Source organism: Streptomyces liliifuscus (genome assembly GCF_016598615.1).
GTDB lineage: Bacteria > Actinomycetota > Actinomycetes > Streptomycetales > Streptomycetaceae > Streptomyces > Streptomyces liliifuscus.
Window position 1 is genome coordinate 5,880,091 of sequence record NZ_CP066831.1, and the last position, 24,915, is coordinate 5,905,005.

The window sequence follows — 24,915 nt, forward strand, 5'->3', positions numbered from 1 at the left end:
ATGTTTGTCAACCAGACCTTTAGAACTCCTGTGGATCGCCCCGGCAGCGAACGTCTGCGTTAACTCTCCGCCCGGCCATGGACCCCGTACGCCCGCGCTTCGTACCGTCCCCGGCATGAGCACGTACACATCGACCCTCGGCGGCCGCACCCACCGCTTCGACGGTCTCGCCCGGCTGCTCGCCGCCGCGAGCCCCGAACGCTCCGGCGACCGACTCGCCGGGCTCGCCGCCGAGTCGGCGCAGGCGCGGGTCGCGGCCCGCTGGGCGCTGGCGGACGTGCCGCTCGCACGGTTCCTCGCCGAACCGCTGATCCCGTACGAGGACGACGACGTCACCCGGCTCATCGTGGACACCCATGACGCGGTGGCCTTCGCGCCGGTCGCCGGTCTCACGGTCGGGGAGTTCCGCGAGTGGCTGCTCTCGGACGCGGCGGACGCGAGCGCCCTGGCCGCGCTGGCCCCCGGTCTGACCCCCGAGATGACGGCGGCCGTCTCCAAGCTCATGGGCAACGCGGACCTGGTCGCCGTCGCCCGCAAGGTCCGTGTCGTCACGGCCTTCCGCTCCACCATCGGCCTGCCCGGCCGCATCGCGACCCGCCTCCAGCCCAACCACCCCACCGACGATCCGGCGGGCGTCGCCGCGGCGCTCCTCGACGGACTCCTCCTCGGCTCCGGCGACGCGGTCATCGGTATCAACCCGGCGACGGACAGCCCCAAGGCCGTACGGGACCTGCTGGAACTCCTCGACGGCGTGATCCGGCGGTACGCGATCCCCACCCAGTCCTGCGTGCTCAGCCATGTCACGACGAGCATCGACCTGATGGCGGCCGGGGCGCCCGTCGACCTCGTCTTCCAGTCCATCGCCGGTACGCAGGCCGCGAACGCGTCCTTCGGCGTCACCCTCGGCCTCCTCGACGAGGCGTACGAGGCGGCGCGCGCCCTGGGCCGTGGCACGGTCGGGTCCAACGCCCTCTACTTCGAGACCGGCCAGGGCAGCGCGCTCTCGGCCGACGCGCACCACGGCGTCGACCAGCAGACGGTCGAGGCGCGCGCGTACGCGGTGGCCCGCCGCTACGAGCCGTTGCTGGTCAACACGGTGGTCGGCTTCATCGGTCCGGAGTACCTCTACGACGGCCGTCAGATCCTCCGGGCCGCCCTTGAGGACCACTTCTGCGGCAAGCTGCTCGGCCTGCCCATGGGACTGGACATCTGCTACACGAACCACGCCGACGCGGACGACGACGACATCGCCACCATGCTGACCATGCTGGGCGTGGCCGGGGCGTCCTTCGTCATCTGCACGCCCGGCGGCGACGACATCATGCTCAACTACCAATCAGCCTCCTACCACGACGCGTTGTACCTCCGTGAGGTCCTGGGGCTGCGCCCGGCACCGGAGTTCGAGGCATGGCTCGACGGGATCGGTCTGCTCGACGAACGGGGCGGGATACGGTCCGTCGCCGGCGCCGCCCACCCCCTGATGGCCATCGGCAAGGAGCTGGCAGCATGACTGACCGTCAACTCGCTTTGCTGGTAAGGGCATTGATGGACGGGGTGGCGGCTCCCGAGCCGTCGGACGCCGCGCTGTGGGCCGGGTTGCGGCGGCACACCCAGGCGCGGATCGGGCTGGGCCGGGCCGGCTCCGCCCTGCCCACGCGCCACCGCCTCGAACTCCAGGCCGCGCACGCGGCGGCGCGGGACGCGGTGCACTCGCCGTTCGACCCGGACGTGGTGGCGTCCGCGCTGCCGGGTGTGCCGACGGTACGGGTCCGGAGCGCGGCTCCCGACCGGTTGACGTACCTCCAGCGACCGGACCTGGGCCGCAGGCTGGACGACGTCGACCGGGCGCACCTGCCGCGTGACACCTGCGGTGCCTGGGACGACTGGGACGTCGTCTTCGTCGTCGCGGACGGGCTGTCGAGCCGGGCCGTCCACGACCACGCGGCGCCGCTGATCCGTGCGGTGACGGCACGGCTGCCTGGCGGGTGGCGGGTCGCGCCGGTCGTCCTGGCCGAGCAGGCCCGGGTGGCGCTCGGTGACGATGTCGCCCACGCGGTGGGTGCCGCCATGGTCGTCGTCCTTGTCGGCGAGCGGCCCGGGATGTCGGCGGCGGACTCCCTGGGCGCATACCTCACGTACGCGCCCCGCCCCGGCCACACCACGGACGCCGACCGCAACTGCCTCTCCAACATCCGGCCTCCGCTGGGCCTGTCCTACGAGACGGCTGCCGCCAAGCTGACGGTCCTCATGCGCCGGGCCCGCGAGCTGCGTCTCACCGGGGTGAACCTGAAGGACGAGTCGGACACACTGCCGACGACACCGACGACACCGACGAAGCTGTCGTAGGCGGACGCCACTCTCCGGCCGGACACGGCCCCTCGGACGGACACGGCCCCTCGGACGGACACGGCCCCTCGGACGGACACGGCCCCTCGGACGGACACGGCCCCTCGGACGGACACGGTCCCCTACACTCCGGCTTGCCTCCAACTCCGTTGGCACACAGGGGGATTCGTGCCGGACAACAATCTCGAACCGACGGCTCCGCGTGTTCCGGGTGTTCCGGACGCGCCTGGTGATCCCGTCGTCCCGCGCATCCTGGCGGGGTCGCCCGCCGGTGGAGCCGACGTCGACGAACGCATGCGAGTTCTTCGCGCCGAGGTCGAGCTGCTCATCGACGAAGCGCGCATCGGGGCGCGGCGGGCGCAGCGGCGCGGCAAGCTGTGGAACGCGACCAACATCTGTCTCGGTTTTCCCGCGGCCGTCCTGGCCGGGGTCTCCGGCGCCGCGGGCCTGGCCTCCACGGGTGCTCGTGTCCCGGCGGCCGTCCTGGCCCTGCTGGCGGCCGGTTTCTCGGCGGGCTCGACCTTCCTGCGCGCCGACGCACGGCAGATGACCAACCTCCGGCGGCGCTATGCGTGGCAGACCCTGGAGACGCGGGCCCGTCTGGTGCTGGCATTCGAGGCGTACGAGGGCATCGAGCAGCTCCACGTCGCCCTCCTCCAGCTCCATGCCCTGCGCGCCGCTGTACCCTCCAGCGCCCTTGTCCTGACCGAGCTGCAGCCGCCGGCCCAGCAGGTGGCGGCCCCGCCGTTCCCGCTGCCGTTCCCGCAGCAGGCGGTCGGTCCGACCGATCCCACCGCCTGACCCACCCCGCGTTCGGCCGACGGCAACCGGAGCCCCGGAGCCCCGGAGCCCCGGAGCCCCGTCGGCCCGGACGGGGCGCCGTGCTCACCCGCGGAGTGCTCCGGTCACCCCGGCAACGTCAGCCCCCACGCCCCCTCCCGTACCGTCCACGTCCGCGTTCGCACCGGCCCCGCGACCATCGCGTCCGCCCGGTACCGGAAGTCCGACCCGGAGACGGTGATCGTCCGGGCCACGGCCTCCAGCAGAGCGGCCTCCGCGCCGACGGAAGCGGGCCGCACCTCGACCCGCGCACCCCCGCCCACCCGACCCGGCATGACGCACACGGACTCCAGTGGCTGGTCGAGGTCGACGAGGGTCACCCCGTCGACCTCGATCCGCAGCCGCGTGGGCCCGGTGACCGCAGGGGCCGGCACCCGGGCGGGCCGGGCGGCGAGGGTCCGTACGAGGGACTGGCAGGTACGAAGCCAGTGATGGTGATGCCCGCCGCCGTCCTCCGAACCACTTCCGGAACGGGACCCGGACCCGGACGCGGACCCGGACGCAGACTCGGACCCGGAACGGGACGCGGAATCGGATCCGGCCCCGGAACCCGAGCCCAATCCGAACCCCAGCCCCAAGCCCAACCGGGAGCCGCCCCCGGACCCAGAACCGGACCCATTGCCAGCCCCAGAACCAGAACCAGCCCCAGAACCAGCCCCAGAACCAGTCCCGTACCCGGCATCAGCGCCAGCCCCAGAACCAACCCCAGCCCCCAAACCTCCACCCGAGCCAACCCCCGCCCCGGCAGCCCCCCACCTACCTCCCGCCAACGGCGGAATCCGCAGCGCCCCCAGCACCACCCCGTCGCTGTCGTCGACCAGGAGATCGAGCCGCCGCTCGGACCCTTCGAGCACGGCCCGGGCCGCGGCGACGGCCCCTATGGGCACCCCCAGCGCCCGCGCGAGCGACAGCGCTCCGCCGCTCACACCCACCGGCACCAGGGACAGTGCACATCCGGCCAGCTCGCGCCGCCGGTACAAAACGGAAACCGCGCGCAAAAGCGCCCGGTCGTCCCCGATCACGACAGGCCGTCGTGACCCTCTCCTGGCAAGTGCCCGATCGAATTCCTCGGGCCCGTCAGGAAGGCACACTTTCGTCGTCGCACCCGCGCTGAGCACGTCTTTTGCGATCCGCACCGCCTCACCGTCACCGTGACGGGCGACCGGGTCGATGACCACAAGGAGCTGGTCGGAAGTCGACACCTCGGTCCTGCCTCGCTTCCTCGGGTAGCATCTTTGTGCAAGAGCCCCTTGCGCTATTGCGCCAGGGGCTTCGTCTATTCCGGGGCATCCGGTCCGACGGTCGCGGCCAAAGGTGGTCGCCGGCGTACGCAGCCGTACCAGAACCAGCCGCGTACGTCCCCGACCTTGGACATGCCCCGCCCGGAAGGGGTGTACGCGCGTGCCCGCACTTGTGCTGCTCGGTGCTCAGTGGGGTGACGAAGGCAAGGGAAAGGCCACCGACCTGCTCGGTGGTTCCGTGGACTATGTGGTGCGCTACCAGGGCGGCAACAACGCCGGCCATACGGTAGTCGTGGGCGATCAGAAGTACGCCCTCCACCTCCTCCCTTCCGGAATCCTCTCGCCGGGGTGTACTCCGGTCATCGGCAACGGAGTCGTCGTCGACCCGTCGGTCCTGTTCTCCGAGCTGAACGGACTGAACGAGCGAGGCGTCGACACCTCCAAACTCCTCATCAGCGGAAACGCGCACATCATCACGCCGTACAACGTGACGGTGGACAAGGTGACGGAACGCTTCCTCGGGAAGCGGAAGATCGGCACGACCGGCCGCGGTATCGGCCCGACCTACGCGGACAAGATCAACCGCGTCGGCATCCGCGTCCAGGACCTGTACGACGAGTCGATCCTGATGCAGAAGGTCGAGGCGGCCCTCGACGGCAAGAACCAGCTCCTCACCAAGGTCTTCAACCGACGCGCCATCGAGTCGGAGCAGGTCGTCGAGGAACTGCTGACGTACGCGGAGAAGCTGCGCCCGTACGTCGCCGACACGGTCCTCGTGCTCAACAAGGCGCTAGAAGAGGACAAGGTGGTCCTGTTCGAGGGCGGCCAGGGCACGCTGCTGGACATCGACCACGGCACGTACCCCTTCGTGACGTCCAGCAACCCGACCGCCGGCGGTGCCTGCACCGGCTCGGGTGTGGGCCCCACGAAGATCAGCCGGGTCATCGGCATCCTGAAGGCGTACACCACGCGCGTCGGTGCCGGCCCCTTCCCGACCGAGCTCTTCGACGAGGACGGCGAGGCCCTGCGCCGCATCGGCCACGAGCGCGGTGTCACCACCGGCCGTGACCGTCGCTGCGGCTGGTTCGACGCGGTCATCGCCCGCTACGCGACGCGCGTCAACGGCCTGACCGACTTCTTCCTCACCAAGCTCGACGTCCTGACCGGCTGGGAGGAGATCCCGGTCTGCGTGGCGTACGAGATCGACGGCAAGCGCGTCGAGGAACTCCCGTACTCCCAGACCGACTTCCACCACGCGAAGCCGATCTACGAGACCCTGCCGGGCTGGTCGGAGGACATCACGAAGGCCAAGACCTTCGCGGACCTCCCGAAGAACGCGCAGGACTACGTGAAGGCGCTCGAGGAGATGTCCGGCGCCCCGATCTCCGCGATCGGAGTCGGCCCGGGCCGCGACGAGACGATCGAGATCAACTCGTTCATCTAGTTCATCTGGTTCATCCGGCAGTGAAGTGGGGTGTCCGGTCCGGCCGGAGCCCCACTTCTCTGCGTATGGGCCTCTCTGCGTAGGGACGCGTCCGCGGCAAGCGTTTTCCGGTCTCCGGACGGTGTGCTGCCGGAGCGGGAGAGACCTCGCGGGACGTGGGCGGGGCCTGCGGTCCAAGGGGTTGGCCCCGGCCCGGGACGCCGGGCGGGGTCGGTGGCACGATGCGGGAAACGGCGGGCCATCGGGGGGATGGGCCATGAGGCAGGTGTTCGTCGGACGGAAAGAGGAACTCGCCGCTCTGGCCCGGGCGCGGGAGAGGGCCGGCAGCGGACGGCCGCAGCGGGTGCTGGTGGAGGGGCCCGCGGGGAGCGGCAAGACCGCGCTCGTACGGCACTTCCTCGAAGATGTGCCGCGTGTGCTGTACGCGGAGGGGGAGGACGGCGCGACCGCGTTCCCGTACGGGGTGCTGGAACAGCTCATCGGTCCAGGTCCAGGTCCAGGTCCAGGTCCAGGTCCAGGTCCAGGTTCAGGTCCCTGGGCCGATCCGCGGGCCGGGGGGATCGCGCTGCTGGAGACGCTCCAGAAGATGCCTGAACTCCAGGAGCCGGACGGGACCTGCCAGTTCGGGACCTGCCGGTTCGGGACCGGCCGGGACGGGACCTGCCGGGACAGGACCTGCGGGGACTCGGTCGCCCTCGTCGTGGACGACGCCCAGTGGGCCGACACTGCCTCGCTGGGTGCCCTCGGCTTCGCCGCGCGCAGGCTGAGCGTCCTGGGTGTCCCGCGCGTCATGGTCGTGGTGGTGGTCAGGGACATCGCCGATCCGCGCGTTCCGGAGGGGCAGCGGCGGCTGTTCGGGGGCGGCGCGGCCGTCCGGATCCGGCTCGGCGGGCTGGCACCCGCCGAACTCCGCACCCTGGGCGAGGCGTTGGGCCCCGGATCCCTGACCGCCCGCGCCGCCGCCCGGCTGTACGAGCACACCGGCGGCAATCCGGCGTACGTACGGGAGTTGCTGGAGAGGGAGGGGGCCGGGCTCGGCGAGGTCCTGGAGCATACGGACGCCACGCCACCGGCACCCAGGTCGTGCGCCTTCTCCGTCCGGTCCCGGCTCCTTTCCTGCAGCCCCGACACGGAGGCGCTGCTGGCCGCGGCGAGTGTCCTCGGCCGGTGCTGTCCTCTCGCCGAGGCGGCGCTCCTCGCCGGACTCGCGGATCCGCTGCCCGCGCTCGAACAAGCCGTCCGTGCCGGGCTGTTGACGGAACGTCCTGACGACTCGGTCGTCCGCTTCCCCGATCCGGTCGTGCACGCCGCCGTCTACCACGCACTCGGGCCGGCCCGGCGCCGCGCCCTGCACCGCGGGGCCGCGGCCCTCGCCGGCGACGAGGAGACCGCCCTCCACCACCGGGCCCGCGCCGCGGCAGGCCCCGCGCCGGGGCTCTCCGCCGAACTCGCCGCGTGCGGACGCCGGTCCGTCGCCGGACGGGCGTGGCACAAGGCCGAGCGGCAGTTGTCGGCGGCGGCACGTCTCGCACCCGGCCGGGCCGCGTACGAGCAGTACACGCTGGAGTCGATCGAGTGCCGTCTGCTGGCCGGTGACGTGCCGGACGCCGCCGAAGTCGCCGCCCAGGTGGGGGAGTTCGCCGCGAGCGGGTGGCGCAGCTATCTGCTGGGGCGGCTCGGCGAGGACGACCCGGACCGGGCGGAGAGCCTGCTGCGCGATGCCTGGCGGCGTTGCGATCCGGTCGCCGACCGGGTGCTCGCCGCCCGGATCGCCGGTCGGTTCGCGGCCCTGCGCGGGGGCGCGGCCAGCGACACCGAGGCCGCCAACTGGGCCGGTCTCGCCCTGCGCCTCGCACCGCACGCGCCCGCCGTCGACACGGTCCGCCATCTGGCGCTCGGCGGCACGGCGACGAGCGGCCGGGCGGGACAGACTGCCCGCGCCCTCGTGGCGCTGGACCGGCTGCCCGATCCCGCCGTGGCGTCGCCCGCGCAGCTGCAGGACCTGATGGGGCGCGGCACGCTGCGGATGGTCACCGGCGATCTCACCGGCGCCCTGCGGGACCTCACCGGGGTGCTCGCGGCCGGCAGGACCCACACGGCGCCCTTCCGTATGACGGCTGCCGGTGCGCTCGCCGCGGCCGAGTACCGGGCGGGCCACTGGGACGCCGCGCTCGGCCACTGCGAACCGGCCCTGGCGCTCACCGACGGCGGCGGGCAGTCGTACGCCGCCCTGTACTGCCGGATGCTCGCGACCCTCACCCACTCCGCCCGTGGCTCCTTCGCCGAGGCCCGGGAGCAGCTGCGGCGGATGACCGGGGGAACGGGAACGGGGACGGGCGTGGGGATGGGATCGTCCGTGTGGACGGCGCTCGCCGAGGCCCACCTGGCACGGGCACTCGGCCGGCCCGAGGACGTCGTCGCCGCGCTGGAACCGCTGCTTCCACCGGACGCCGACGGCGAAGGGAGCCAAGCGGACCCCGCCGATCCCCTCTCTCACCTCGATGCCCTCGATCCCCTCGGTCACCGCGACGAGCCGGGTGCCGTGCCGTGGCCGGATCTGCTGGCCGACGCCTGGACCGAACTCGGGGAGCATCGCCGGGCCGCACGGGTCCTCGGCCGGTACGAGGCACTAGCCCTGCGACGGGACCGCGCGGGTGCGCTGATGCGGGCCGCCCGGAGCCGGGGCACCCTGGCGGCCGCCGTCGGGGACACGGCCGTCGCGGAGAAGGCGTTCCGGACCGCGCTGTGGCACGCCCGCCGCACCCAGGAGCCCTTCGGGCGGGCCCAGGTGCATCTCGCGTACGGACAGTTCCTGCGCCGTACGGCCAAGCGGGCCCGGGCCGGGGAGCAGTTGCGCGAGGCCCGCGGTCTTCTCGTACGGCTGCGGGCGCGGCCCGATCTGGAGCGCTGCGAGCGGGAGTTGGCGGTCGGGGGTCCGGTCGTGGGCGGACCGGTCGTCGGTGGCTCGGCCGCCGGAGGTGCGCCCGTCGGTGGTTCGGGCGCACCCGATTCGGGCGTCGACGGTCCGGGCGTTCCCGGGCAGGCGCGGCTCCGGGCCGACGCGTCGTCGCTCACCGCGCAGGAGCGGATGGTGGCCGGGCGGGTGGCGGCCGGTCTGACCAACCGGCAGGTGGCGCGGGAGCTGGTGATCAGCGTCAAGACCGTCGAGTTCCACCTGGGACGCATCTACGCCAAGCTCGGCGTCCCCTCCCGCACCCGCCTCGCCGCACTGCTGGCGAGCCAGGAGGTTGCGCTTCCGGGGCAGGACTAGGGACTCTCCCGGGTCGTTCCCGAGGTTGTTTCCCGGCGCCGGCGACCTAGCGTCTGTGGCTCGCGCCATCAGACAAACAGGGGGGAAGTTTTCATGGCCGATGACAAGGAAATCGAAGTCACCGACATACCCAGCGCCAAACTCAAGGCGGTGGCCCAGCGGGTAGCGCTGGAGATCCAGCTGGCGGCCGACAAGGTCGCCGCGCACCATGCGGATCCCCGCTCCTACCCGCTCCCGGACGAGGCCGGCAGCGTCGAACAACTGCTCGCGAGCCGCTTCCGTGAGCTGCCCGAGGGACAGCGGAAGCAGGCGGCGGACAAGGTCATGACCGAGCTCGGCGGCGGGGCGGCCCGCCAGAAGCGGCTCGGTGACCTCGCCAAGGTCGACCTCAAGGCCAAGACCGGCATCGAGGCGCAGACCGGCAGGCTGGCGTTCCCGCAGAACCTGAAGTTCCCGGTCCAGGAGCTGGAGCGGATGGCCAAGGCGCTGACCGGAGAGGGGACCGCGTCGGCCGCCGCGGCGAGCGGCGTGGAACTGCGCAATCTGGAGCTGCGCATCCACCGGGTCAAGTGTGTCGAGGAGACCAACGAGATCGGCAAGGACGAGATCGACCTCGGCGGGACGTCTGTGGACGAGGACGGGGACACCAAGAAGGTCTCGGCGTTCCGTGTGAAGAGCTTCAGCAGTGGGGGCGTGCAGACGTACTCACCGCCGCGGCGGTTCACGACGTTCAGCCTCACCGAGAGCAGCAAGGTGACGTTCCCCAAGACGTACTTCTGCACGTTCGTGCTCGCGGAGATCGACTGGGGCGGCCTCGCGGACTTCCTGAACAAGCTGCTCGACAAGGTGAAGGACAAGGTCATCACGGCGGTCGCGGCCGCGATCGGTGGGGCGATCGGTGTCTCCGGCGGGCCCGTCGGCGTTGCCGTCGGCATCGCGGTGGGCTTTGTGGTCGGCCAGGTCTTCGAGTGGCTGAAGGGCCTGTGGGGCGACGACGTCTTCAAGCCGTACACGGTCAGCTGTGCGATCCACGGCCTGACCAACACGTTCGGTGGCCAGGACAACAGCCCTGACAAGACGATCAACTTCAGCGGCCACGGAGGCAAGTACCAGTTGACCTACGACTGGCGAAAGTACAACTGACCGGCGAGAAACCCGGCCCAGGCTTCACCGGAGACGGTGAGGTCTGGGCCACCGGGGTTTTTGGAGTCACGGATGTGGATGGTGTGGGGGGCGAGGGCGACTTCGACACAGTCAGCGCCACCGCTGTCGCTGTAGCTCGACTTGAACCATCGGAGTTCGCCGCTCATTCCTGTTCTCCTGCCAACCGCTCGATGAGGCCCAGCGATTCACGAGGGCCGAGGGCCTGTGCGCGGATCTTCGCATACCGCTGTGCGTACGTACTCACCTTTGCCGGATCGCTGATCAGGAGGCTCTCGTCCTGCGGTTCGAGGTATACGACGTGGTCGTGCTCGGGAGTCTCCAGCAGTTTCATCTCACCACGCACGCCTGCGTGTTCGCCAAGGGCACCGGAGTCCAGAGGCAGCACCTGCAGAGTTACGTTCCGGCGTTGCGCACACTCGACAAGGTGCAGGAGCTGCTCGCACATGACCGCGCGGCCGCCCACCACACGCCGCAGCACGGACTCCTCGAGAACCAACTCGAGCAACGCGAGCGGCTCCCTGGTGAACAGCGCCTTGCGAGCCATCCGTGCCTCGACAAGCTCCTCGATGCGCTGCTCGGACAGTGGGGGATAGCCGCCGCTGATCAGCGCCCGAGCGTACGCCTCCGTCTGGAACAGGCCGTCGACCACGAGCGTCACGTACGACGAGAGGGTCAGGGCCCGCTGCTCCAGCAACGCATAGTTCTTGAACTGCGCCGGATACTTGTCCATCCGCACATACGTCCGCGCCTTCTCGAAGACCCCCAGCCCCGCCCCGATCGTCTCCTCCAGCTTGACCAGCATCTGGTCGCTCGCGGGCTGCGCGCATGTCTCCATCGCGCTGACCGCCGAGCCGGTGTAACCGATCTTCCGCCCCAACTGCTCCTGGGAAAGCTGCTGTTGCTCACGCAGTGCTTTCGCGAGGTCGGCGACCATACGGGTCACTCCGCCAGCCTCAGTCTTGTTCTCGGCCCGCGCCATGTGCAGTCACTCCCCGGACTCAACCGGACTCAACCGGTCTCAACAAGCCAACGCCGACTTCCCCACCGTTACCAGCGGTCGACGCAGAGTTATGGAAGACGCTAGCCCGGCCTGCCGAAACTGTCCCCATGGACACAGAAAGTCACGAATCAAACCTCGACGAACCCCCACTCGCCCCTGACTGGGTCCCCCTCACCGGTCTCCAACTCCGAAGAGCAGGCGTCCGGTTCGACGCCGTGCGGGTCGACGGATCCCGCGGCCGGCGCCTCGCGGACACCCTCGCGCGGATGACGGGTGGGAACCCGGGACCGGTCGTCGAGGAGGCCAACGCGCGCCGGGCCGTGTACTTCCTGGTCCCGGCCGGCAGCACGGCACACCGCGCCTGGCCCGACGGAGTCACCCGGCTCGCCGCGGGTCCGGGCCACGTCTCGTACATCCCGGTCCCGGCGCTCGACGGGCCGACCTGGCCGCTGAGTTGGCGGTACCGGCCGGTGACCCCCGAACACCTCGTGCACCCGCTGCTCCTGCGGACCGCACTGCAGGAGCAAGAGTGGGCGTACCTCACATAGCGGGCATAGGCTGAGAGTGCAAACGTGCGTGCGTCGATCAGAAGAAGGTGAGCGCGATGCGCGTCATGCTCAAGGCCACTCTGGACACGGAGAAGTCGAACGAAGCGATCCGCAGCGGGAAGATGCCGGAGCTGATCAAGGAGATCCTGGACCATCTCAAGCCCGAGGCGGCGTACTTCGCGCCCATGGGCGGCCGGCGTACCTGCCTGCTGTTCTTCGACATGAAGGACAGCTCGGAGCTGCCCCCTGTCGGTGAGCCGTTCCTCACCCAGTTCAACGCCGAGGTCGAGGTCACCCCGATCATGAACGGCGAGGATCTCCAGAAGGGCCTGTCCGAGCTGCGCTGACCGCCGGGGCGACGATGGTGTAGCCCGCTACACCACGGACTCGGGGGGCCGGTCCCTCGTGGCCGCGCGAGTACGACGGAATCGTGGACGGCACCACCAGCCGATCCAGGAAGGGCCGATTCCATGGCCGCGAACCGTCGCCCCGTACGCCGTACCGTCACCGTCGTCACCACCCTGGCAGCCGTCACGCTCGCCGCCGGGCTGCTCACCGGATGCGAGGACGACGACCTCGACAACTCCCTGAGCTGCCTCAAGAACGCCGACACGATCGCCGACAGCCTCAAGGCGATCCACGAGGCCGGTGCGGACGCGGTGAAGGATCCCATGCGGACCGACACGTCCATCGACACCATCGAGAAGAACCTCGACAGGATCAACGACAGGACGGACGGCGACAAGGTCGACGACGACAAGGTCGGCAAGGCGGTCGACGACCTCAACGACGCCGTCAAGGACTACAACAAGGCCGTCCTGGACGGCGACACCAGCCCGGACTCCAGCCGGATCGACGCCGCCGCCGACGAACTGACCGACGTGTGCACGTCCTGACACTCACAGGGCAGCGCTAGCTGAAGATGATCATCGAGCCCTGCGCCAGACTCCGCGTCGCCGCCGCGTGCAGCCCCAGCCACACATGCCGTTCGCGCGCGAACGGGCTCGAGTCGAAGGGCGCGGGCGCGGCCGGCTCCTCCAGCTCGGTGGGGGCCATGGGGGGCTCCGGCGGGAGGGGAGGCACGGCGGGGTCGATGCCGATCGTCGGGGCGACGAACTCCAGCTCCCGCAGCAGGGCCTGGGACGAGCCCAAGGGACCCCCGCCCGCGAGGAGTTCGTCGCTCGACAGCGGGTGCGGGAAGTCCACCGGTACGTACGCGCCCGCGTGGTCGTAGTGCCAGACCAGGTGGGACTGCTGGGCCGTCGCGTCGAACATCTCCAGCAACTGCTCGTAGTCACCGCCCAGTTCGTCGACCGGCGTCACCGCGAGCCCGCACACCTGCAGCAGGTACGCGCGGCGCAGGAAGTGCAGCGCGTCGTAGTCGAAGCCCGCGACCGGTGCCACATCGCCGGAGAGGCCCGGCATATAGGCGTAGACCGGCACCGGCGGAAGTCCGGCCTCGCCCAGGACCTTGTCGTAGAGCGCGAGTTCCTCGGCGAAGGGGTTGTCGGGGGTGTGGCACAACACGTCGACGAGCGGGACCAGCCACAGGTCACAGGCCAACAGAGAGCTCCTCGCGTAGCACGGTGGTCAAGAAAGCGTAATGGGTGCGAGCGCGGTCGGGCCCCGCCGTGAACGTCGAATACCCCACACCTGACGGCCCCACCCCCACACCCACCACTTCCGGCCCCGGATCCCCGGCCCCGCCCCGGGCGCCTCGATCCCCGCTCCTCGGACCTAGTCCGCCACCAGCTGCTCGATCAGCGCCAGCGAGTGCGCGTCGTACGCGGTCACGATCGTGTGTGCGGTCGGGGCGTCGCGTTCGGTGAGGGCGTCCACGAGGGCCGTGTGCTCGGACCACAGACGGCCGCGCAGATCGTCGACCCGGCGCAGGTGCTGGACCGCGCACACCCAGGACTGGACGCGCAGCCGGTGCAGGAAGTCGGCGAGGTAGGGGTTGCCGAACAGCCCGCTGAGCTCGCGCCAGAAGCGCAGGTCGTAGCCGATGAGGATGTTGAGGTCACCGGCGGCGGCCGCCCGCTGGGCCTCCTCGCCGCGCCGCCGCACCCCGGCGAGCGCGGCACCGGTGCGCGGGTCGTCGATCCGGGTGGCGAGCGCGGCACGGGCGCCCCGGGTGGTGGTGGCCTCCCCGTCGAGCAGCCCGCGGAAGATGCTGTCCGTGACCAGGCTGCGGGCCTCGATCATGCCCCGGTAGTCGTTCAGCGAGTACTCGTGGACGCGGAAGCCGCGGTGCTGGTCCGCGTCCAGCAGGCCCTGGGCCGACAGGTCGACCAGGGCCTCGCGGACGGGGGTCGCGGAGACGCCGTACTGCTCGGCGATCTCCTTGACCGTGAACTCCTGGCCCGGCTTGAGACGTCCGCCCAGCACCTCGTCGCGGAGCGCGTCCGCGATCTGCTGCCGCAGGGTGCTGCGGGTGACGGCGCCATTGCCGCTGCCGGTGCGGGGCATCGTCCGGTTCCTTCCCCGATCGGGTAAGTACTCGCTCATGTCTACGAGCCAGTCACCTTACGCGTTCGGAAAAGGGTCACCCGGATCGCACCGGTCCCGCGCTACACCGTGTGCTCGTCCGCCACCGAGAGCGCCTCGTCGAGCGCGGCCAGACCCTCCTTGGCCTCCGCCTCCGTGATGTTGCACGGGGGAACGACATGGGTGCGGTTCATGTTGATGAAGGGCCACAGACCGTGCGCCTTCGCCGCGGCACCGAACGCCGCCATGGGCGCGTTCGCCGCACCGGACGCGTTGTACGGCACCAGCGGCTCCCGCGTCTCCTTGTCCCGTACGAGTTCCAGGGCCCAGAAGACACCCGTGCCGCGGACCTCGCCGACGCTCGGGTGGCGTTCGGCCAGCTCGCGCAGCCCGGGACCGAGCACGGCCGCGCCGATCCGGGTGGCCTGTCCGAGGATGTCCTCCTCCTCCATCACGTTGAGGGTCGCGACGGCGGCGGCACAGGCGAGCGGGTGCCCGGAGTAGGTGAGCCCGCCGGGGTAGGGGCGCTTCGCGAACGTCTCGGCGATGGCCGGCGAGATCGCGACACCGCCCAGCGGCACGTACCCGGAGTTCACACCCTTCGCGAACGTCATCAGGTCGGGCACGACCCCGTAGTGGTCCGCGGCGAACCAGTGCCCGGTCCGTCCGAAGCCCGCCATGACCTCGTCCAGGACGAAGACGATCCCGTACTCGTCGCAGAGCGCGCGGACGCCCTCCAGATATCCCGGCGGCGGCATCATGATCCCGGCCGTACCCGGAATCGTCTCCAGGATGATCGCGGCGATGGTCGCCGGTCCTTCGAAGGCGATGGTGTCGGCGAGGTGCTGGAGCGCGCGCTCGCACTCCTGCTGCTCGGTCTCCGCGTGGAAGGGCGAGCGGTACAGGAACGGCGCCCAGAAGTGCACGACCCCGGCCGCCCCGCTGTCGTTCGGCCAGCGGCGCGGGTCACCGGTGAGGTTGATCGCGGCGGAGGTCGCGCCGTGGTACGAGCGGTAGGCGGAGAGCACCTTCGGCCGGCCGGTGTGCAGCTTGGCCATGCGCGTGGCGTTCTCGACGGCCTCGGCGCCCCCGTTGGTGAAGAAGATCTTGTCCAGATCCCCCGGCGTCCGCTCGGCGATCAGCCGTGCCGCCTCCGACCGGGCCTCGACGGCGAAGGCCGGCGCGAACGTCGTCATGCTCGCGGCCTGCTCCTGGATCGCGGCGACGACCTTCGGGTGCTGGTAGCCGATGTTCGTGAAGACGAGCCCGCTGGTGAAGTCCAGATACCGCCTGCCGTCGTAGTCCCAGAAGTACGCCCCCTCCGCACCGGCGACGGCGAGCGGGTCGATGAGCTCCTGTGCCGACCAGGAGTGGAAAACATGCGCACGGTCCGCGGCCTTCACGGCGGCGCCGGCCTGGGGATTGGGCTGAGGGGTCATGCGGCCGAGCGTAGGTGCGCGGGGCGAGGGCGCGACATCGGCGTCCTGTCTGCGGTGCGGCCGGGAACGCGACAGGTTGTCGTGTGTAGGGACGCCCGGGGAGCCTCGGCCGCGGCAACAGGGAAGCTGTTGACAGCATGCTGTCGTGATGACAGCATGCTTACACAAGCACATGCAGGGCCGTACCGAACATGCAGGGCTGTATCCAGCAGCACGACCGAGGAGGAACCATGAACGGCAACCGCAAGCCCGTACACCTCGCCGTCTACGACACGCTCGCCGACTGGGAGACCGGCCACACGACCGCGTACCTCGCGAGGGGCGGCTACGAGATCCGGACGGTCGGAGCGTCTCTGGCCCCCGTGCGGTCCGTCGGCGGGCTGCGGATCCAGCCCGACGTCACCCTCGACGACCTGCGGCCCGAGGACAGCTCGCTGCTGATCCTGCCGGGAGCCGATCTGTGGGACACGAGCGACGACCTCGCCCCCTTCGCCCGCAAGGCACGGGAGTTCCTGGACGCCGACGTGCCCGTCGCCGCGATCTGCGGGGGCACGGCCGGCCTCGCCCGCGAGGGGCTGCTCGACGACCGGGCCCACACCAGTGCCGTCTCCTTCTATCTGGCGGCCACGGGATACAAGGGCGGCGAGCGGTACGTCGACACCGACGCGGTCACGGACGGCAGGCTGATCACCGCAGGGCCCACCGAGCCCGTCGCGTTCGCGCGGGAGGTCTTCGGACTGCTCGGGGTGTACGAGGGAGAGGTGCTCGACGCCTGGTACCGGCTGTTCCACGACTCGGACGCGGAGGCGTTCGCGGTGCTCGAGGCGGCCGGCCGGTGAGTACGAAGGACGAGCCGGGCGGGGCGGACAGGGCACGGCAGGACCTGTTCAGCCGCAGCGCGCTCGGCATCTTCCGGCTGAACGGCCAGTTCATGGGCGTGGCCGAGGAGCTGGCCCGCCCCGCCGGGCTCACCGCCGCCTGGTGGCAGGTGCTCGGGGCCGTACTGAAGGAGCCGCTGCCCGTGTCCGGGATCGCCCGCGCCATGGGCATCACCCGGCAGAGCGTGCAGCGGATCGCCGATCTGCTGGTCGAGCGGGGCCTCGCGGAGTACGTGCCCAACCCCGCCCACCGCCGCGCCAAGCTCCTCCGCCCCACGGAGGAGGGCCTCGCGGCGGTCCGGCGGATCACCCCCGGACACGCGGCCTTCGCGGACCGCCTCGCGGAGACCCTCGGCGAGGCCGAACTGGCCGAGACCGTCCGGGTGCTGGAGCGCCTGATCGGCGCGATGGAGACGGTCACGGAGGCGAGCGCGGGCCCGGGCCCGGATTCGGGCCCGGATTCGGGTGTGCGAACCGTGACAGAAACGGCATCCGCTGTTACGGAACCGTAGACACCGCTCCGGCCACCTCCCCGTTCGGCCGCACTATCCTCGGGCTGTCGCACAAGTACGGGGGAGGGCGGCATGCCGATGGAGAAGCTCGGGCCTGCCGATCCGCAGCGGATCGGCGCGTACAGACTGCTGGCGCGGCTCGGTGCCGGCGGCATGGGACAGGTGTTCCTGGCGCGTTCCGACCGGGGGCGGACGGTCGCGGTCAAGCTCGTCCGCCAGGAACTCGCCGAGCAGGAGGAGTTCCGTGCGCGCTTCCGGCAGGAGGTGCTGGCCGCCCGGCGGGTTGGCGGGTACTGGACGGCGCCGGTCCTCGACGCGGACACGGAGGCGGCGATCCCCTGGGTCGCCACGGGCTATGTGGCGGGACCCTCGCTGGAAGCGGTCGTCGGGCACGACCACGGCGCGCTCCCGGAGCGTTCCGTACGGATTCTCGCGGCCGGCCTCGCGCACGCGCTCAAGGACATCCACGCGGCGGAGCTGATCCACCGCGACCTCAAGCCGTCGAACGTCCTCGTCACGATCGACGGCCCGCGCGTCATCGACTTCGGTATCGCCCGCGCCCTGGAGACGGTGACCGACGGCGGCCTCACCCGCACCGGCGCGCTCGTCGGCTCGCCCGGTTTCATGGCCCCCGAGCAGGTCCGCGGCGACCGCATCACGCCCGCGTGCGACGTCTTCTGCCTGGGCTCGGTCCTGTCGTACGCGGCCACGGGCGACCTGCCGTTCGGTACGGCCAACAGTGGTGTGCACGCCCTGATGTTCCGCATCGCCCAGGAGGAGCCGGACCTGGAGGGCGTCCCGGAGGGCATCGCCGACCTCGTCCGCCAGTGCCTGCGCAAGGACCCGGCCTCCCGCCCGACCCTCGACGACATCCTGGAGCGCACAGGCGCCGAGGACACCGTCACGGACGGCCGCAGCCGCGACCCCTGGCTACCGGGAACGCTGGTGGCCCAACTGGGCCGCCACGCCGTGCAGTTGCTGGACACGGAGGATCCGGAGAGCCCGGAGGGTTCGAAGGAGAGGGAGAGCGTTGCCCAAACGCCGGAGGGGCTGATTTCAGCCCGTCCGGCGTTTGAGGCCGAGGCCGTTCAGGCCGACGGGGGGTCTGGGGGCGCAGCCCCCAGGGACGGGAAGGGCAAGGGCGGCGGGGGCGAGGAGACTCCCGGTCCCCCCGAGGCCTCCCCCGAACACCAACACGCCCCCACCCCCGACGGCCCCACCCCACCCCCACCCGGCCCCCCGGGAGCGGCCCCCTTCGACCACCTCCCCACCATGACCACGGGCCTGCCCGGCACACCCCCACCGACCACCCCGCCGGGAGGCCCACCCGTCCACCCCGCCTACGGCTACCCCCAACAACACCCCCAGCCCGCCGGCTACGGCTACCCGCACTACCAACAACAGCCCGCCGGCCACCCACCCCCTCCGGGCTCGACCCCTCCCTACGGCCCCACACCTTCCTACGGCCCAACACCCCCGTACGGCCCGGGGGTTCCGCAACACCCCGGCCCTCCGCAGGGAAGAGGCGGCCGCTCCACCGCAGTCCTGATCATCGTCGCGCTGATCGTCGCGCTGGGCGCCGGCGCCTCCGTGTACGCGCTGATGAAGGGCGACGGAGACAACCGCGCGGGCGGCGACCCCACCACCTCCCCGACGGCGGACGCGCCCACGACCCCGGGCCAGGTCACCGAGGGCCCCACACAGCCGCCGCCGACCACGCCGGAGGAGACCCCGACGGACGGCGCGATCCCCGTCAAGTACCTCGGCACCTGGACCGCGTCCATCGACAACGACACGGGCCACAACACCCGCGAACTCACCATCCAGCAGGGCGAGGTGGGCGACACGGTCCTCTCGCTCACCGCGGACGGCCCGGCCGGCAGCGGCACGTACCACTGTGTGTTCCGGGCGCAACTCGCCGAGACCCCGAGCGCCGGCGGTCCGCTCCGGATCGGCGCGTCCGAGGTCACCGTCGGCGAACCGGCCTCGTCCTGCAGCCCGGGCGAGGCAACGGAGTTGACCGTCCTCCCCGACGGCCGCCTCCGCCGCGTGAACACGAGCAACGGCGACGAACTGACGTACACCAAACAGGGCTGAGCGGGCGGCGGGAGGGAGCAGTGCGAGGGCCCGGCGGGAGGGCCCGGCCCAACCACCCCTGAACAGCGCCTGAACTTCCGCTTTCGTCACCGGAATACCGCACTCACCGCCCGTACAGTGTCCGAACCGTCGGACTCCGGGAGTGGTGGGGGCACCCAGTGGAGTGGCTGAGCGCAGAGAACGTGGTGGCCGTGGGCACGGCGGTCGTCGGCATTGTGGCCTCGGGAGTCATGGTCTGGTACGAGCGCCGGGTGCCGCGCCGCAAACGGATCGGCTACCGCGTACAGATGGACAACCCGATAGGGGACGACGTCCGTCTCGGCAGAGCCAACGTACGGCTCGGACTGTTCGACGAGGCGCCGGGGATGGCGGACGCGACCCTCGTCCTCCTCCGGATCGAGAACGACGGCTCGCAGAGCATCGCCGACATGGACTACACGGGGCGCGAACTCCACGGTCTGACCGCGGTGTTCACGGACCGCGTCATCCGCGGGGTGTCGGTCACACAGCCGCCCGACACCGACCACCTGATGGACCACTTCACCCCGTCGAACGGCCTCGGCTACCAGGACAACACCCTGCGCATCCCGCGCGTCCCGCTCAACCGCGGCGAGCACTTCAAGCTTCTCGTGCTGCTGTCGGGCGGTGACGTGGGCAGCGGGATACGGCTCATCGGCGGTATCCGCGACGGCGAGGTGCACCCCAACCGCAGTGCGACTCCGGACGAGAAGCCGCCGCTGTTCAGCAGACCCTCGCGGCTGATCACCGGGATGCTCACGCTGTGCGTCCTCGCGCTCGCCGTCATCGTGGTCGCCCGCGACGACACCCCGCCGCCGATCGGCTGCGAGCAGGGCCAGTTGACCGTCACGGGGTCGACGGCGTTCGAGCCGGTGATGCGCGAGCTGGCGGACAAGTACGAGAAGGACTGCGAGGGTTCGACGATCGAGGTGGACGCGCACGGCTCCACCGCCGGTGTCCAGCAACTCGCCGCCCAGGGAGCCAAGTCCAAGGGCGGCTCCCCGCCGGTGATCGCCCTCTCCGACGGCCCCAAGCCGAGCGGGCTGAACCAGCTGCGCGAGACCCGCGTCGCCGTCTCGGTCTTCGTGCTCGTCGCCCACGAGGGCCTTCCGGTGAAGAACCTCACGACGGCCGAGGTACGCCGTCTCTACAGCGACAAGGTCAGCAACTGGAAGCAGCTCGGCGGCCCCGACCTGCCCGTGCACCTGATCAGCCGCGACGCCAACTCCGGTACGCGCAAGGTCTTCCAGCGCCATGTCCTCGAACGCAACGAGGGCGCCAACACCTCTTCGGACTGCGAGCGCAAGGACTACACCTCCGCCCCGGTCATCCGCTGCGAGCTCTTCTCCACCGACCAGGTGCTGAGCACGGTCGCGCGCATCCCCGGCGCCATCGGCTACAGCGAGCTCAACCTCGCCACCGGCTACGAGGGCGTGCACCGGGTCACCCTCGACGGCCACGACCCGTCGGTCGAGGAGATCGAACACGGCAACAGCGAGTACCCGTACCGCGAGATCGAGTACGCGTACACGTACGGCGAGCCGCCCGCCGACTCGCTGGTCTCCAGCTTCCTCACGTACATCAGCCGGGGGAGCGGCCAGGACGTGGTCCGCACGCACGGTCATCTGCCGTGCTCGACGCCGGTGGGGCAGAAGATCTGCGCCGAGGGGTGAGGCAGGGACTCTTGTGTGCGCCGGACACGCGCACAACCATGGATCCATGTCTTCCACCCCCACACCCACCCCGCCCATACGCCCCAGCGGAAACTCCGGCAGAAGCCCCAGCAGAAGAACCGTCCTGGCCGCGACTGCGGCCGCCGGAGCCGTCACGGTGGGGCCGTCCGCAGCGCCCGCGGCGTCGGCTCCGGTCATGCCGACGGCCGAGCTGGTGGACACGCCCGCGAGGCCCGCGACGGCGGCCGAGGCCGAACGGCCGGGCCCGCGCCCGCCGGCCACCGCGCAGGCCCCCTCCCGTGAACTGCGCGCCCTGCTGAAGGAGATCGACCCGGACCGCATCGAGGCGACGGTCCGCAAACTCGTCTCCTTCGGCACCCGGCACACCCTCTCCACCCAGGACGACCCGGACCGCGGCATCGGCGCGGCCCGCGACTGGATCCTCGCGGAGATGCGCTCGTACGCCGCCGGGTCCGGCGGCCGGATGACGGCCGAACTCCAGTCGTACGTCCAGGAACCCGCGTCCCGCATCCCGACCGCGACCCGCATCACCAACGTGGTGGCGATCCTGCGGGGCTCGGTCACCCCGGAGCGGGTGTACGTCGTCTCGGGCCACTACGACTCCCGCGTCACCGACGTCATGGACGCCACCTCGGACTCCCCGGGCGCCGACGACGACGCGTCCGGGGTCGCCGTGGCGATGGAACTGGCGCGGGTGATGGCGAAGCGCCGCCCGGCGTCGACGATCGTGTTCGCGGCGGTCGCGGGGGAGGAGCAGGGGCTGTACGGGGCCTCGCACATGGCGTCCCGGTTCAAGGCGGCCGGCACGGACGTGCAGGCCATGTTCACGAACGACATCGTGGGCGCTTCGAGGGCGGACGACGGGACGAAGGACCCGTACACGATCCGTCTCTTCGCCGAAGGCGTGCCCACGTCGGAGACCGCCGAGCAGGCGGCGACGCGCCGTTCGGTGGGCGGCGAGAACGACTCCCCGTCACGGCAGTTGGCGCGGTTCGTCCGTGACACCGGGGACAACTCGGCGACGGGTATGCACGTACGGGTCGTCTACCGCCGGGACCGGTACCGCCGGGGCGGCGACCACATCCCCTTCCTCGAACAGGGCTACGCGGCCGCCCGGTTCACCGAGCCGGCCGAGGACTTCGCCCACCAGCACCAGGACGTACGGGTCGAGGGCGGCAAACAATTCGGCGATCTGCCGGAGTTCTGCGACTTCCCCTTCACGGCCCGGGTCGCCCGCGTGAACGCGGCCGCGCTCTGGACCCTGGCCCAGGCTCCGGCCGCCCCGCGCAACGCCAGGATCCTGACGGCCGCACTCACGAACTCCACGGAGCTGACGTGGGCCCGGGGTTCCGAGCCCGACCTGGTGGGCTACGAGGTCGTCTGGCGCGAGACCACGTCCCCCGAGTGGACCCACATCATCCCGGTCGGCAACGCGACCTCCCACGAGGTGGACTTGTCCAAGGACAACGTCTTCTTCGGCGTGAGAGCGGTGAACCGAGCGGGCCTGCGGGGTCCTGTGGCATTCCCGTTGCCGCAGGTATAGGTCTGTTTCTCGTGTGCGGGCCGGTGGGGGCTTGTCGCGCAGTTCCCCGCGCCCCTAGGTACCTAGTACCTAGGGGCGCGGGGAACTGCGCAGTCTTTTCGGGGGTTCGGGGGCGAAGCCCCTGAGGAAGTGACGGGAATGGGTAGGGGCGGCGGGGGCGAAAAAAGGCCCTACCGAGGCTCGGGCGGTCGCTGGCGCGGCATGTTCGGCCGGGTGCCCGGCGGCAGCGGCGGCCGCCCGGGCGGAGCGGAGTCGACGCGGGCGGCCCCACCCACCCCCGCCTGGATGGCCAGCGGCCCCGCCCCCGTCCGGAACTCCACCATCCAGTCCGCCGTCTCCACCCGCACCAGCTCAGCCACATCCTCGGAAAACCGCCGAAGCACCCCAAGACACCGCTCCGCGGCCTCCCCCGCAGTCCCCTCCGTAGGCCCGAGAACCTCCCGCACACACTCGGACGCCCAGTCGAACTGAAGTACCTGCAACCGCCGCTGCACGGCCTGAGCCGTGGCCACGTCCCTTATCCACCCGGCGGTCACTCCGAAGAAACGGTCCCCCGCCACACACGCGACCCCGACCAGCATCCCGAGATACCCCCACACGGCGCCCCCGCCCACCACCCCGGTGACATCGAGCAGCGGCAACGCGACCCCGGCAAGAGCCCCCGCCGCGGCCCCCGCCCGCAACGCCCGCGCCCCCCGCCGCTTCCACACCCGCTCGGCGAGATACCAGGACGCCGTGGCCAGTGCCCCCGCCTCCACCCACCGGTACAGCTCGTGGAGCCGCTCGGCCGGCTCCCCCCAGTCCCCGAGCGGAAACGTACGCCCCATGAGATCACTGGGCCTCGGCCCGCCGGGCCCGAGCGCGCCCCGGCCGGGAATGCCACGTCTCGGACCGCTCGGCCCGGGTCCGCGGGGCCCGAACCCTCCCGGCCCCGGCCTCAGGCCACCGGCCCGCGCACCATCACCCCGACCGTCCCCGTCCTGGGCCGATCCCTCGGGCTGCATGTCCGGCTGGCTCACCCGACGCTCCCTACTCGTGACGTTGCGTGACGGTAACGTGGCGCAAGGTTCACGAGATGCTGCTGCGCCGCACCCTTACTACCTCCCAATGGGTGGCGATGGACCCGGTTTCGGGGGTTTTCCGCTCGGACGTGGGCGTTGATCAGGTATAGGCCAATCCTCCGTCTCACTCGAAAGAGTGCTGGAGCGACGGCTCGGCAGACCACGTAGGCTCGTCCCAAGGTGGAAAACCCCACCGGACAGCCGTACGAAACCAGGAGCTGATCGTGATTCCCGGTGGTGGCCAGCCCAATATGCAGCAGCTGCTCCAGCAGGCCCAGAAGATGCAGCAGGACCTCGCGAACGCGCAGGAGGAGCTGGCGCGGACGGAGGTCGAAGGACAGGCGGGCGGCGGCCTGGTGAAGGCGACGGTGACGGGTTCCGGCGAGCTGCGCGGCCTGGTCATCGACCCCAAGGCCGTGGACCCCGAGGACACCGAGACCCTCGCCGACCTGATCGTCGCGGCGGTCCAGGCGGCGAACGAGAACGCCCAGACCCTCCAGCAGCAGAAGCTCGGCCCGCTCGCCCAGGGGCTGGGTGGCGGCGGCATCCCCGGCCTGCCGTTCTAAGTCAACCCGGCGGTCCCTTCTAAGACGGCCGACCGCCAACTACCGTACGTACCAAGAGAGCGAGCACGACTACGGTACGTACCGAGCGGGCTGAAGAACCAGCTGAAGAACGAGCAGGAACAGGAAGGCAATCCGTGTACGAAGGCGTGGTCCAGGACCTCATCGACGAACTGGGGCGGCTGCCCGGCGTCGGTCCCAAGAGCGCGCAGCGGATCGCCTTCCACATCCTCCAGGCCGAGCCGACGGACGTGCGCCGTCTCGCTCAGTGCCTGATGGAGGTCAAGGCGAAGGTCCGCTTCTGCGCCACCTGCGGGAACGTGGCGCAGGAGGAGCTGTGCAACATCTGCCGCGACCCGCGCCGCGACCTCACGGTGATCTGTGTGGTCGAGGAGCCCAAGGACGTCGTCGCGATCGAGCGGACGCGCGAGTTCCGGGGCAAGTACCACGTCCTGGGCGGCGCGATCAGCCCGATCGAGGGCGTGGGCCCCGACGACCTGCGCATAAGAGAACTGCTCGCGCGCCTGGCGGACGGCACGGTCACGGAGCTCATCCTGGCCACGGACCCGAACCTGGAGGGCGAGGCCACGGCCACGTACCTCGCCCGCATGATCAAGCCCATGGGCCTCAGGGTCACCCGCCTCGCCAGCGGGCTGCCGGTGGGCGGTGACCTCGAGTACGCCGACGAGGTCACTCTGGGGCGCGCCTTCGAGGGAAGGCGGCTGCTGGATGTCTGAACGAGTAGTTGATGCACGAGACGCACGGGACG

General features: G+C 71.0%; 23 protein-coding genes. 16 read left to right on the plus strand and 7 right to left on the minus strand.

What is annotated here, in order from left to right; all coding sequences use genetic code 11:
- Positions 1-115: 115 nt before the first annotated feature.
- The 3 genes from JEQ17_RS25235 to JEQ17_RS25245 all read left to right on the plus strand — a co-directional run bounded on the left by JEQ17_RS25235 (position 116) and on the right by JEQ17_RS25245 (position 3,147).
- The gene (locus JEQ17_RS25235; protein ID WP_200397335.1) at positions 116-1,510 is read left to right on the plus strand and encodes an ethanolamine ammonia-lyase subunit EutB; all 1,395 of its coding nucleotides are present in this window, start codon (positions 116-118) and stop codon (positions 1,508-1,510) included.
- Positions 1,511-1,545: 35 nt separating this feature from the next.
- The gene (gene eutC, locus JEQ17_RS25240; protein ID WP_200401707.1) at positions 1,546-2,346 is read left to right on the plus strand and encodes an ethanolamine ammonia-lyase subunit EutC; all 801 of its coding nucleotides are present in this window, start codon (positions 1,546-1,548) and stop codon (positions 2,344-2,346) included.
- A 168-nt stretch (positions 2,347-2,514) separates the two neighbouring features.
- Positions 2,515-3,147, plus strand: a complete 633-nt coding sequence (locus JEQ17_RS25245) for a hypothetical protein (protein ID WP_200397336.1) — start codon at positions 2,515-2,517, stop codon at positions 3,145-3,147.
- Positions 3,148-3,251: 104 nt separating this feature from the next.
- On the opposite strand, the gene JEQ17_RS51050 is transcribed toward JEQ17_RS25245, so the two are convergent.
- The gene (locus JEQ17_RS51050; RefSeq protein WP_325176284.1) at positions 3,252-3,560 is read right to left on the minus strand and encodes a hypothetical protein; all 309 of its coding nucleotides are present in this window, start codon (positions 3,558-3,560) and stop codon (positions 3,252-3,254) included.
- Between the two features lie 1,027 nt (positions 3,561-4,587).
- Here JEQ17_RS51050 and JEQ17_RS25255 point away from each other — a divergent pair.
- The 3 genes from JEQ17_RS25255 (at position 4,588) to JEQ17_RS25265 (ending at position 10,285) form a co-directional block, all read left to right on the plus strand.
- Positions 4,588-5,871: an adenylosuccinate synthase gene (locus JEQ17_RS25255; protein WP_143640206.1), complete on the plus strand. Its 1,284-nt coding sequence runs from the start codon at positions 4,588-4,590 to the stop codon at positions 5,869-5,871.
- Positions 5,872-6,127: 256 nt separating this feature from the next.
- Positions 6,128-9,142: a helix-turn-helix transcriptional regulator gene (locus tag JEQ17_RS25260; protein ID WP_234048360.1), complete on the plus strand. Its 3,015-nt coding sequence runs from the start codon at positions 6,128-6,130 to the stop codon at positions 9,140-9,142.
- 93 nt (positions 9,143-9,235) lie between these two features.
- Positions 9,236-10,285: a hypothetical protein gene (locus JEQ17_RS25265; protein ID WP_200397338.1), complete on the plus strand. Its 1,050-nt coding sequence runs from the start codon at positions 9,236-9,238 to the stop codon at positions 10,283-10,285.
- Here the strand turns inward: JEQ17_RS25265 and JEQ17_RS25270 are convergent.
- A complete protein-coding gene (locus JEQ17_RS25270; protein WP_200397339.1) occupies positions 10,261-10,452 on the minus strand; it encodes a DUF397 domain-containing protein in 192 nt (63 codons plus the stop codon). The two genes, JEQ17_RS25265 and JEQ17_RS25270, sit on opposite strands and share 25 nt — an antisense overlap.
- Entirely contained in the window at positions 10,449-11,285 is an 837-nt protein-coding gene (locus JEQ17_RS25275) for a DUF5753 domain-containing protein (protein ID WP_200397340.1), read from the minus strand. The genes JEQ17_RS25270 and JEQ17_RS25275 overlap by 4 nt, the downstream gene beginning before the upstream one ends.
- Positions 11,286-11,413: 128 nt before the next feature.
- Here JEQ17_RS25275 and JEQ17_RS25280 point away from each other — a divergent pair, with 128 nt between their 5' ends.
- The 3 genes from JEQ17_RS25280 to JEQ17_RS25290 all read left to right on the plus strand — a co-directional run bounded on the left by JEQ17_RS25280 (position 11,414) and on the right by JEQ17_RS25290 (position 12,750).
- Positions 11,414-11,854 (plus strand): hypothetical protein, encoded by a 441-nt coding sequence (locus JEQ17_RS25280; RefSeq protein ID WP_200397341.1) that lies wholly within the window; start codon positions 11,414-11,416, stop codon positions 11,852-11,854.
- 56 nt (positions 11,855-11,910) lie between these two features.
- Positions 11,911-12,201: a hypothetical protein gene (locus tag JEQ17_RS25285; protein ID WP_200397342.1), complete on the plus strand. Its 291-nt coding sequence runs from the start codon at positions 11,911-11,913 to the stop codon at positions 12,199-12,201.
- Positions 12,202-12,324: 123 nt separating this feature from the next.
- A complete protein-coding gene (locus JEQ17_RS25290) occupies positions 12,325-12,750 on the plus strand; it encodes a hypothetical protein (protein WP_200397343.1) in 426 nt (141 codons plus the stop codon).
- Between the two features lie 16 nt (positions 12,751-12,766).
- On the opposite strand, the gene JEQ17_RS25295 is transcribed toward JEQ17_RS25290, so the two are convergent.
- The 3 genes from JEQ17_RS25295 to JEQ17_RS25305 all read right to left on the minus strand — a co-directional run bounded on the left by JEQ17_RS25295 (position 12,767) and on the right by JEQ17_RS25305 (position 15,780).
- On the minus strand, positions 12,767-13,417 hold the full coding sequence (locus JEQ17_RS25295; protein WP_200397344.1) for a hypothetical protein: 651 nt from the start codon (positions 13,415-13,417) through the stop codon (positions 12,767-12,769).
- Positions 13,418-13,591: 174 nt separating this feature from the next.
- Positions 13,592-14,323 (minus strand): GntR family transcriptional regulator, encoded by a 732-nt coding sequence (locus JEQ17_RS25300; protein ID WP_200397345.1) that lies wholly within the window; start codon positions 14,321-14,323, stop codon positions 13,592-13,594.
- A gap of 101 nt (positions 14,324-14,424) precedes the next feature.
- Complete coding sequence (locus tag JEQ17_RS25305) at positions 14,425-15,780, minus strand: aspartate aminotransferase family protein (protein ID WP_200397346.1); 1,356 nt, start codon at positions 15,778-15,780, stop codon at positions 14,425-14,427.
- A gap of 230 nt (positions 15,781-16,010) precedes the next feature.
- On the opposite strand from JEQ17_RS25305, the gene JEQ17_RS25310 reads away from it, so the two are divergent.
- The 5 genes from JEQ17_RS25310 (at position 16,011) to JEQ17_RS25330 (ending at position 22,522) form a co-directional block, all read left to right on the plus strand.
- Positions 16,011-16,619 carry a type 1 glutamine amidotransferase family protein gene (locus JEQ17_RS25310; protein WP_200397347.1) on the plus strand — a complete coding sequence of 203 codons (609 nt, stop codon included), beginning with the start codon at positions 16,011-16,013 and terminating at the stop codon, positions 16,617-16,619.
- A complete protein-coding gene (locus tag JEQ17_RS25315) occupies positions 16,616-17,170 on the plus strand; it encodes a MarR family winged helix-turn-helix transcriptional regulator (RefSeq protein ID WP_234048361.1) in 555 nt (184 codons plus the stop codon). Before JEQ17_RS25310 ends, JEQ17_RS25315 begins: the two co-directional genes overlap by 4 nt.
- A gap of 78 nt (positions 17,171-17,248) precedes the next feature.
- On the plus strand, positions 17,249-19,267 hold the full coding sequence (locus tag JEQ17_RS25320) for a serine/threonine-protein kinase (protein ID WP_200401710.1): 2,019 nt from the start codon (positions 17,249-17,251) through the stop codon (positions 19,265-19,267).
- 158 nt (positions 19,268-19,425) lie between these two features.
- Positions 19,426-20,958, plus strand: coding sequence for a substrate-binding domain-containing protein (locus JEQ17_RS25325; RefSeq protein ID WP_200397348.1), 1,533 nt, complete (start codon positions 19,426-19,428; stop codon positions 20,956-20,958).
- 46 nt (positions 20,959-21,004) lie between these two features.
- Positions 21,005-22,522 carry a M20/M25/M40 family metallo-hydrolase gene (locus tag JEQ17_RS25330; protein WP_200397349.1) on the plus strand — a complete coding sequence of 506 codons (1,518 nt, stop codon included), beginning with the start codon at positions 21,005-21,007 and terminating at the stop codon, positions 22,520-22,522.
- 170 nt (positions 22,523-22,692) lie between these two features.
- Here the strand turns inward: JEQ17_RS25330 and JEQ17_RS25335 are convergent, their stop codons facing one another.
- The gene (locus JEQ17_RS25335) at positions 22,693-23,541 is read right to left on the minus strand and encodes an SLATT domain-containing protein (RefSeq protein ID WP_383391008.1); all 849 of its coding nucleotides are present in this window, start codon (positions 23,539-23,541) and stop codon (positions 22,693-22,695) included.
- 266 nt (positions 23,542-23,807) lie between these two features.
- Between JEQ17_RS25335 and JEQ17_RS25340 the strand changes: the two genes are divergently transcribed.
- Positions 23,808-24,149: a YbaB/EbfC family nucleoid-associated protein gene (locus tag JEQ17_RS25340; protein WP_079053092.1), complete on the plus strand. Its 342-nt coding sequence runs from the start codon at positions 23,808-23,810 to the stop codon at positions 24,147-24,149.
- Between the two features lie 134 nt (positions 24,150-24,283).
- Positions 24,284-24,883, plus strand: a complete 600-nt coding sequence (gene recR / locus JEQ17_RS25345) for a recombination mediator RecR (protein ID WP_055613476.1) — start codon at positions 24,284-24,286, stop codon at positions 24,881-24,883.
- Positions 24,884-24,915: the final 32 nt, after the last annotated feature.

Excerpts from the sequence above, each read along its gene's own strand:
- JEQ17_RS25265 (WP_200397338.1), top strand. The coding sequence starts at position 9,236 with ATGGCCGATGACAAGGAAATCGAAGTCACCGACATACCCAGCGCCAAA.
- JEQ17_RS25330 (WP_200397349.1), top strand. The coding sequence starts at position 21,005 with ATGTCTTCCACCCCCACACCCACCCCGCCCATACGCCCCAGCGGAAAC.
- JEQ17_RS25270 (WP_200397339.1), bottom strand. The coding sequence starts at position 10,452 with ATGAGCGGCGAACTCCGATGGTTCAAGTCGAGCTACAGCGACAGCGGT.
- JEQ17_RS25310 (WP_200397347.1), top strand. The coding sequence starts at position 16,011 with ATGAACGGCAACCGCAAGCCCGTACACCTCGCCGTCTACGACACGCTC.
- JEQ17_RS25275 (WP_200397340.1), bottom strand. The coding sequence starts at position 11,285 with ATGGCGCGGGCCGAGAACAAGACTGAGGCTGGCGGAGTGACCCGTATG.
- JEQ17_RS25260 (WP_234048360.1), top strand. The coding sequence starts at position 6,128 with ATGAGGCAGGTGTTCGTCGGACGGAAAGAGGAACTCGCCGCTCTGGCC.
- eutC (WP_200401707.1), top strand. The coding sequence starts at position 1,546 with ATGGACGGGGTGGCGGCTCCCGAGCCGTCGGACGCCGCGCTGTGGGCC.
- JEQ17_RS25300 (WP_200397345.1), bottom strand. The coding sequence starts at position 14,323 with ATGCCCCGCACCGGCAGCGGCAATGGCGCCGTCACCCGCAGCACCCTG.
- JEQ17_RS25235 (WP_200397335.1), top strand. The coding sequence starts at position 116 with ATGAGCACGTACACATCGACCCTCGGCGGCCGCACCCACCGCTTCGAC.
- JEQ17_RS25305 (WP_200397346.1), bottom strand. The coding sequence starts at position 15,780 with ATGACCCCTCAGCCCAATCCCCAGGCCGGCGCCGCCGTGAAGGCCGCG.
- JEQ17_RS25280 (WP_200397341.1), top strand. The coding sequence starts at position 11,414 with ATGGACACAGAAAGTCACGAATCAAACCTCGACGAACCCCCACTCGCC.
- JEQ17_RS25285 (WP_200397342.1), top strand. The coding sequence starts at position 11,911 with ATGCGCGTCATGCTCAAGGCCACTCTGGACACGGAGAAGTCGAACGAA.
- JEQ17_RS25320 (WP_200401710.1), top strand. The coding sequence starts at position 17,249 with ATGGAGAAGCTCGGGCCTGCCGATCCGCAGCGGATCGGCGCGTACAGA.
- JEQ17_RS25290 (WP_200397343.1), top strand. The coding sequence starts at position 12,325 with ATGGCCGCGAACCGTCGCCCCGTACGCCGTACCGTCACCGTCGTCACC.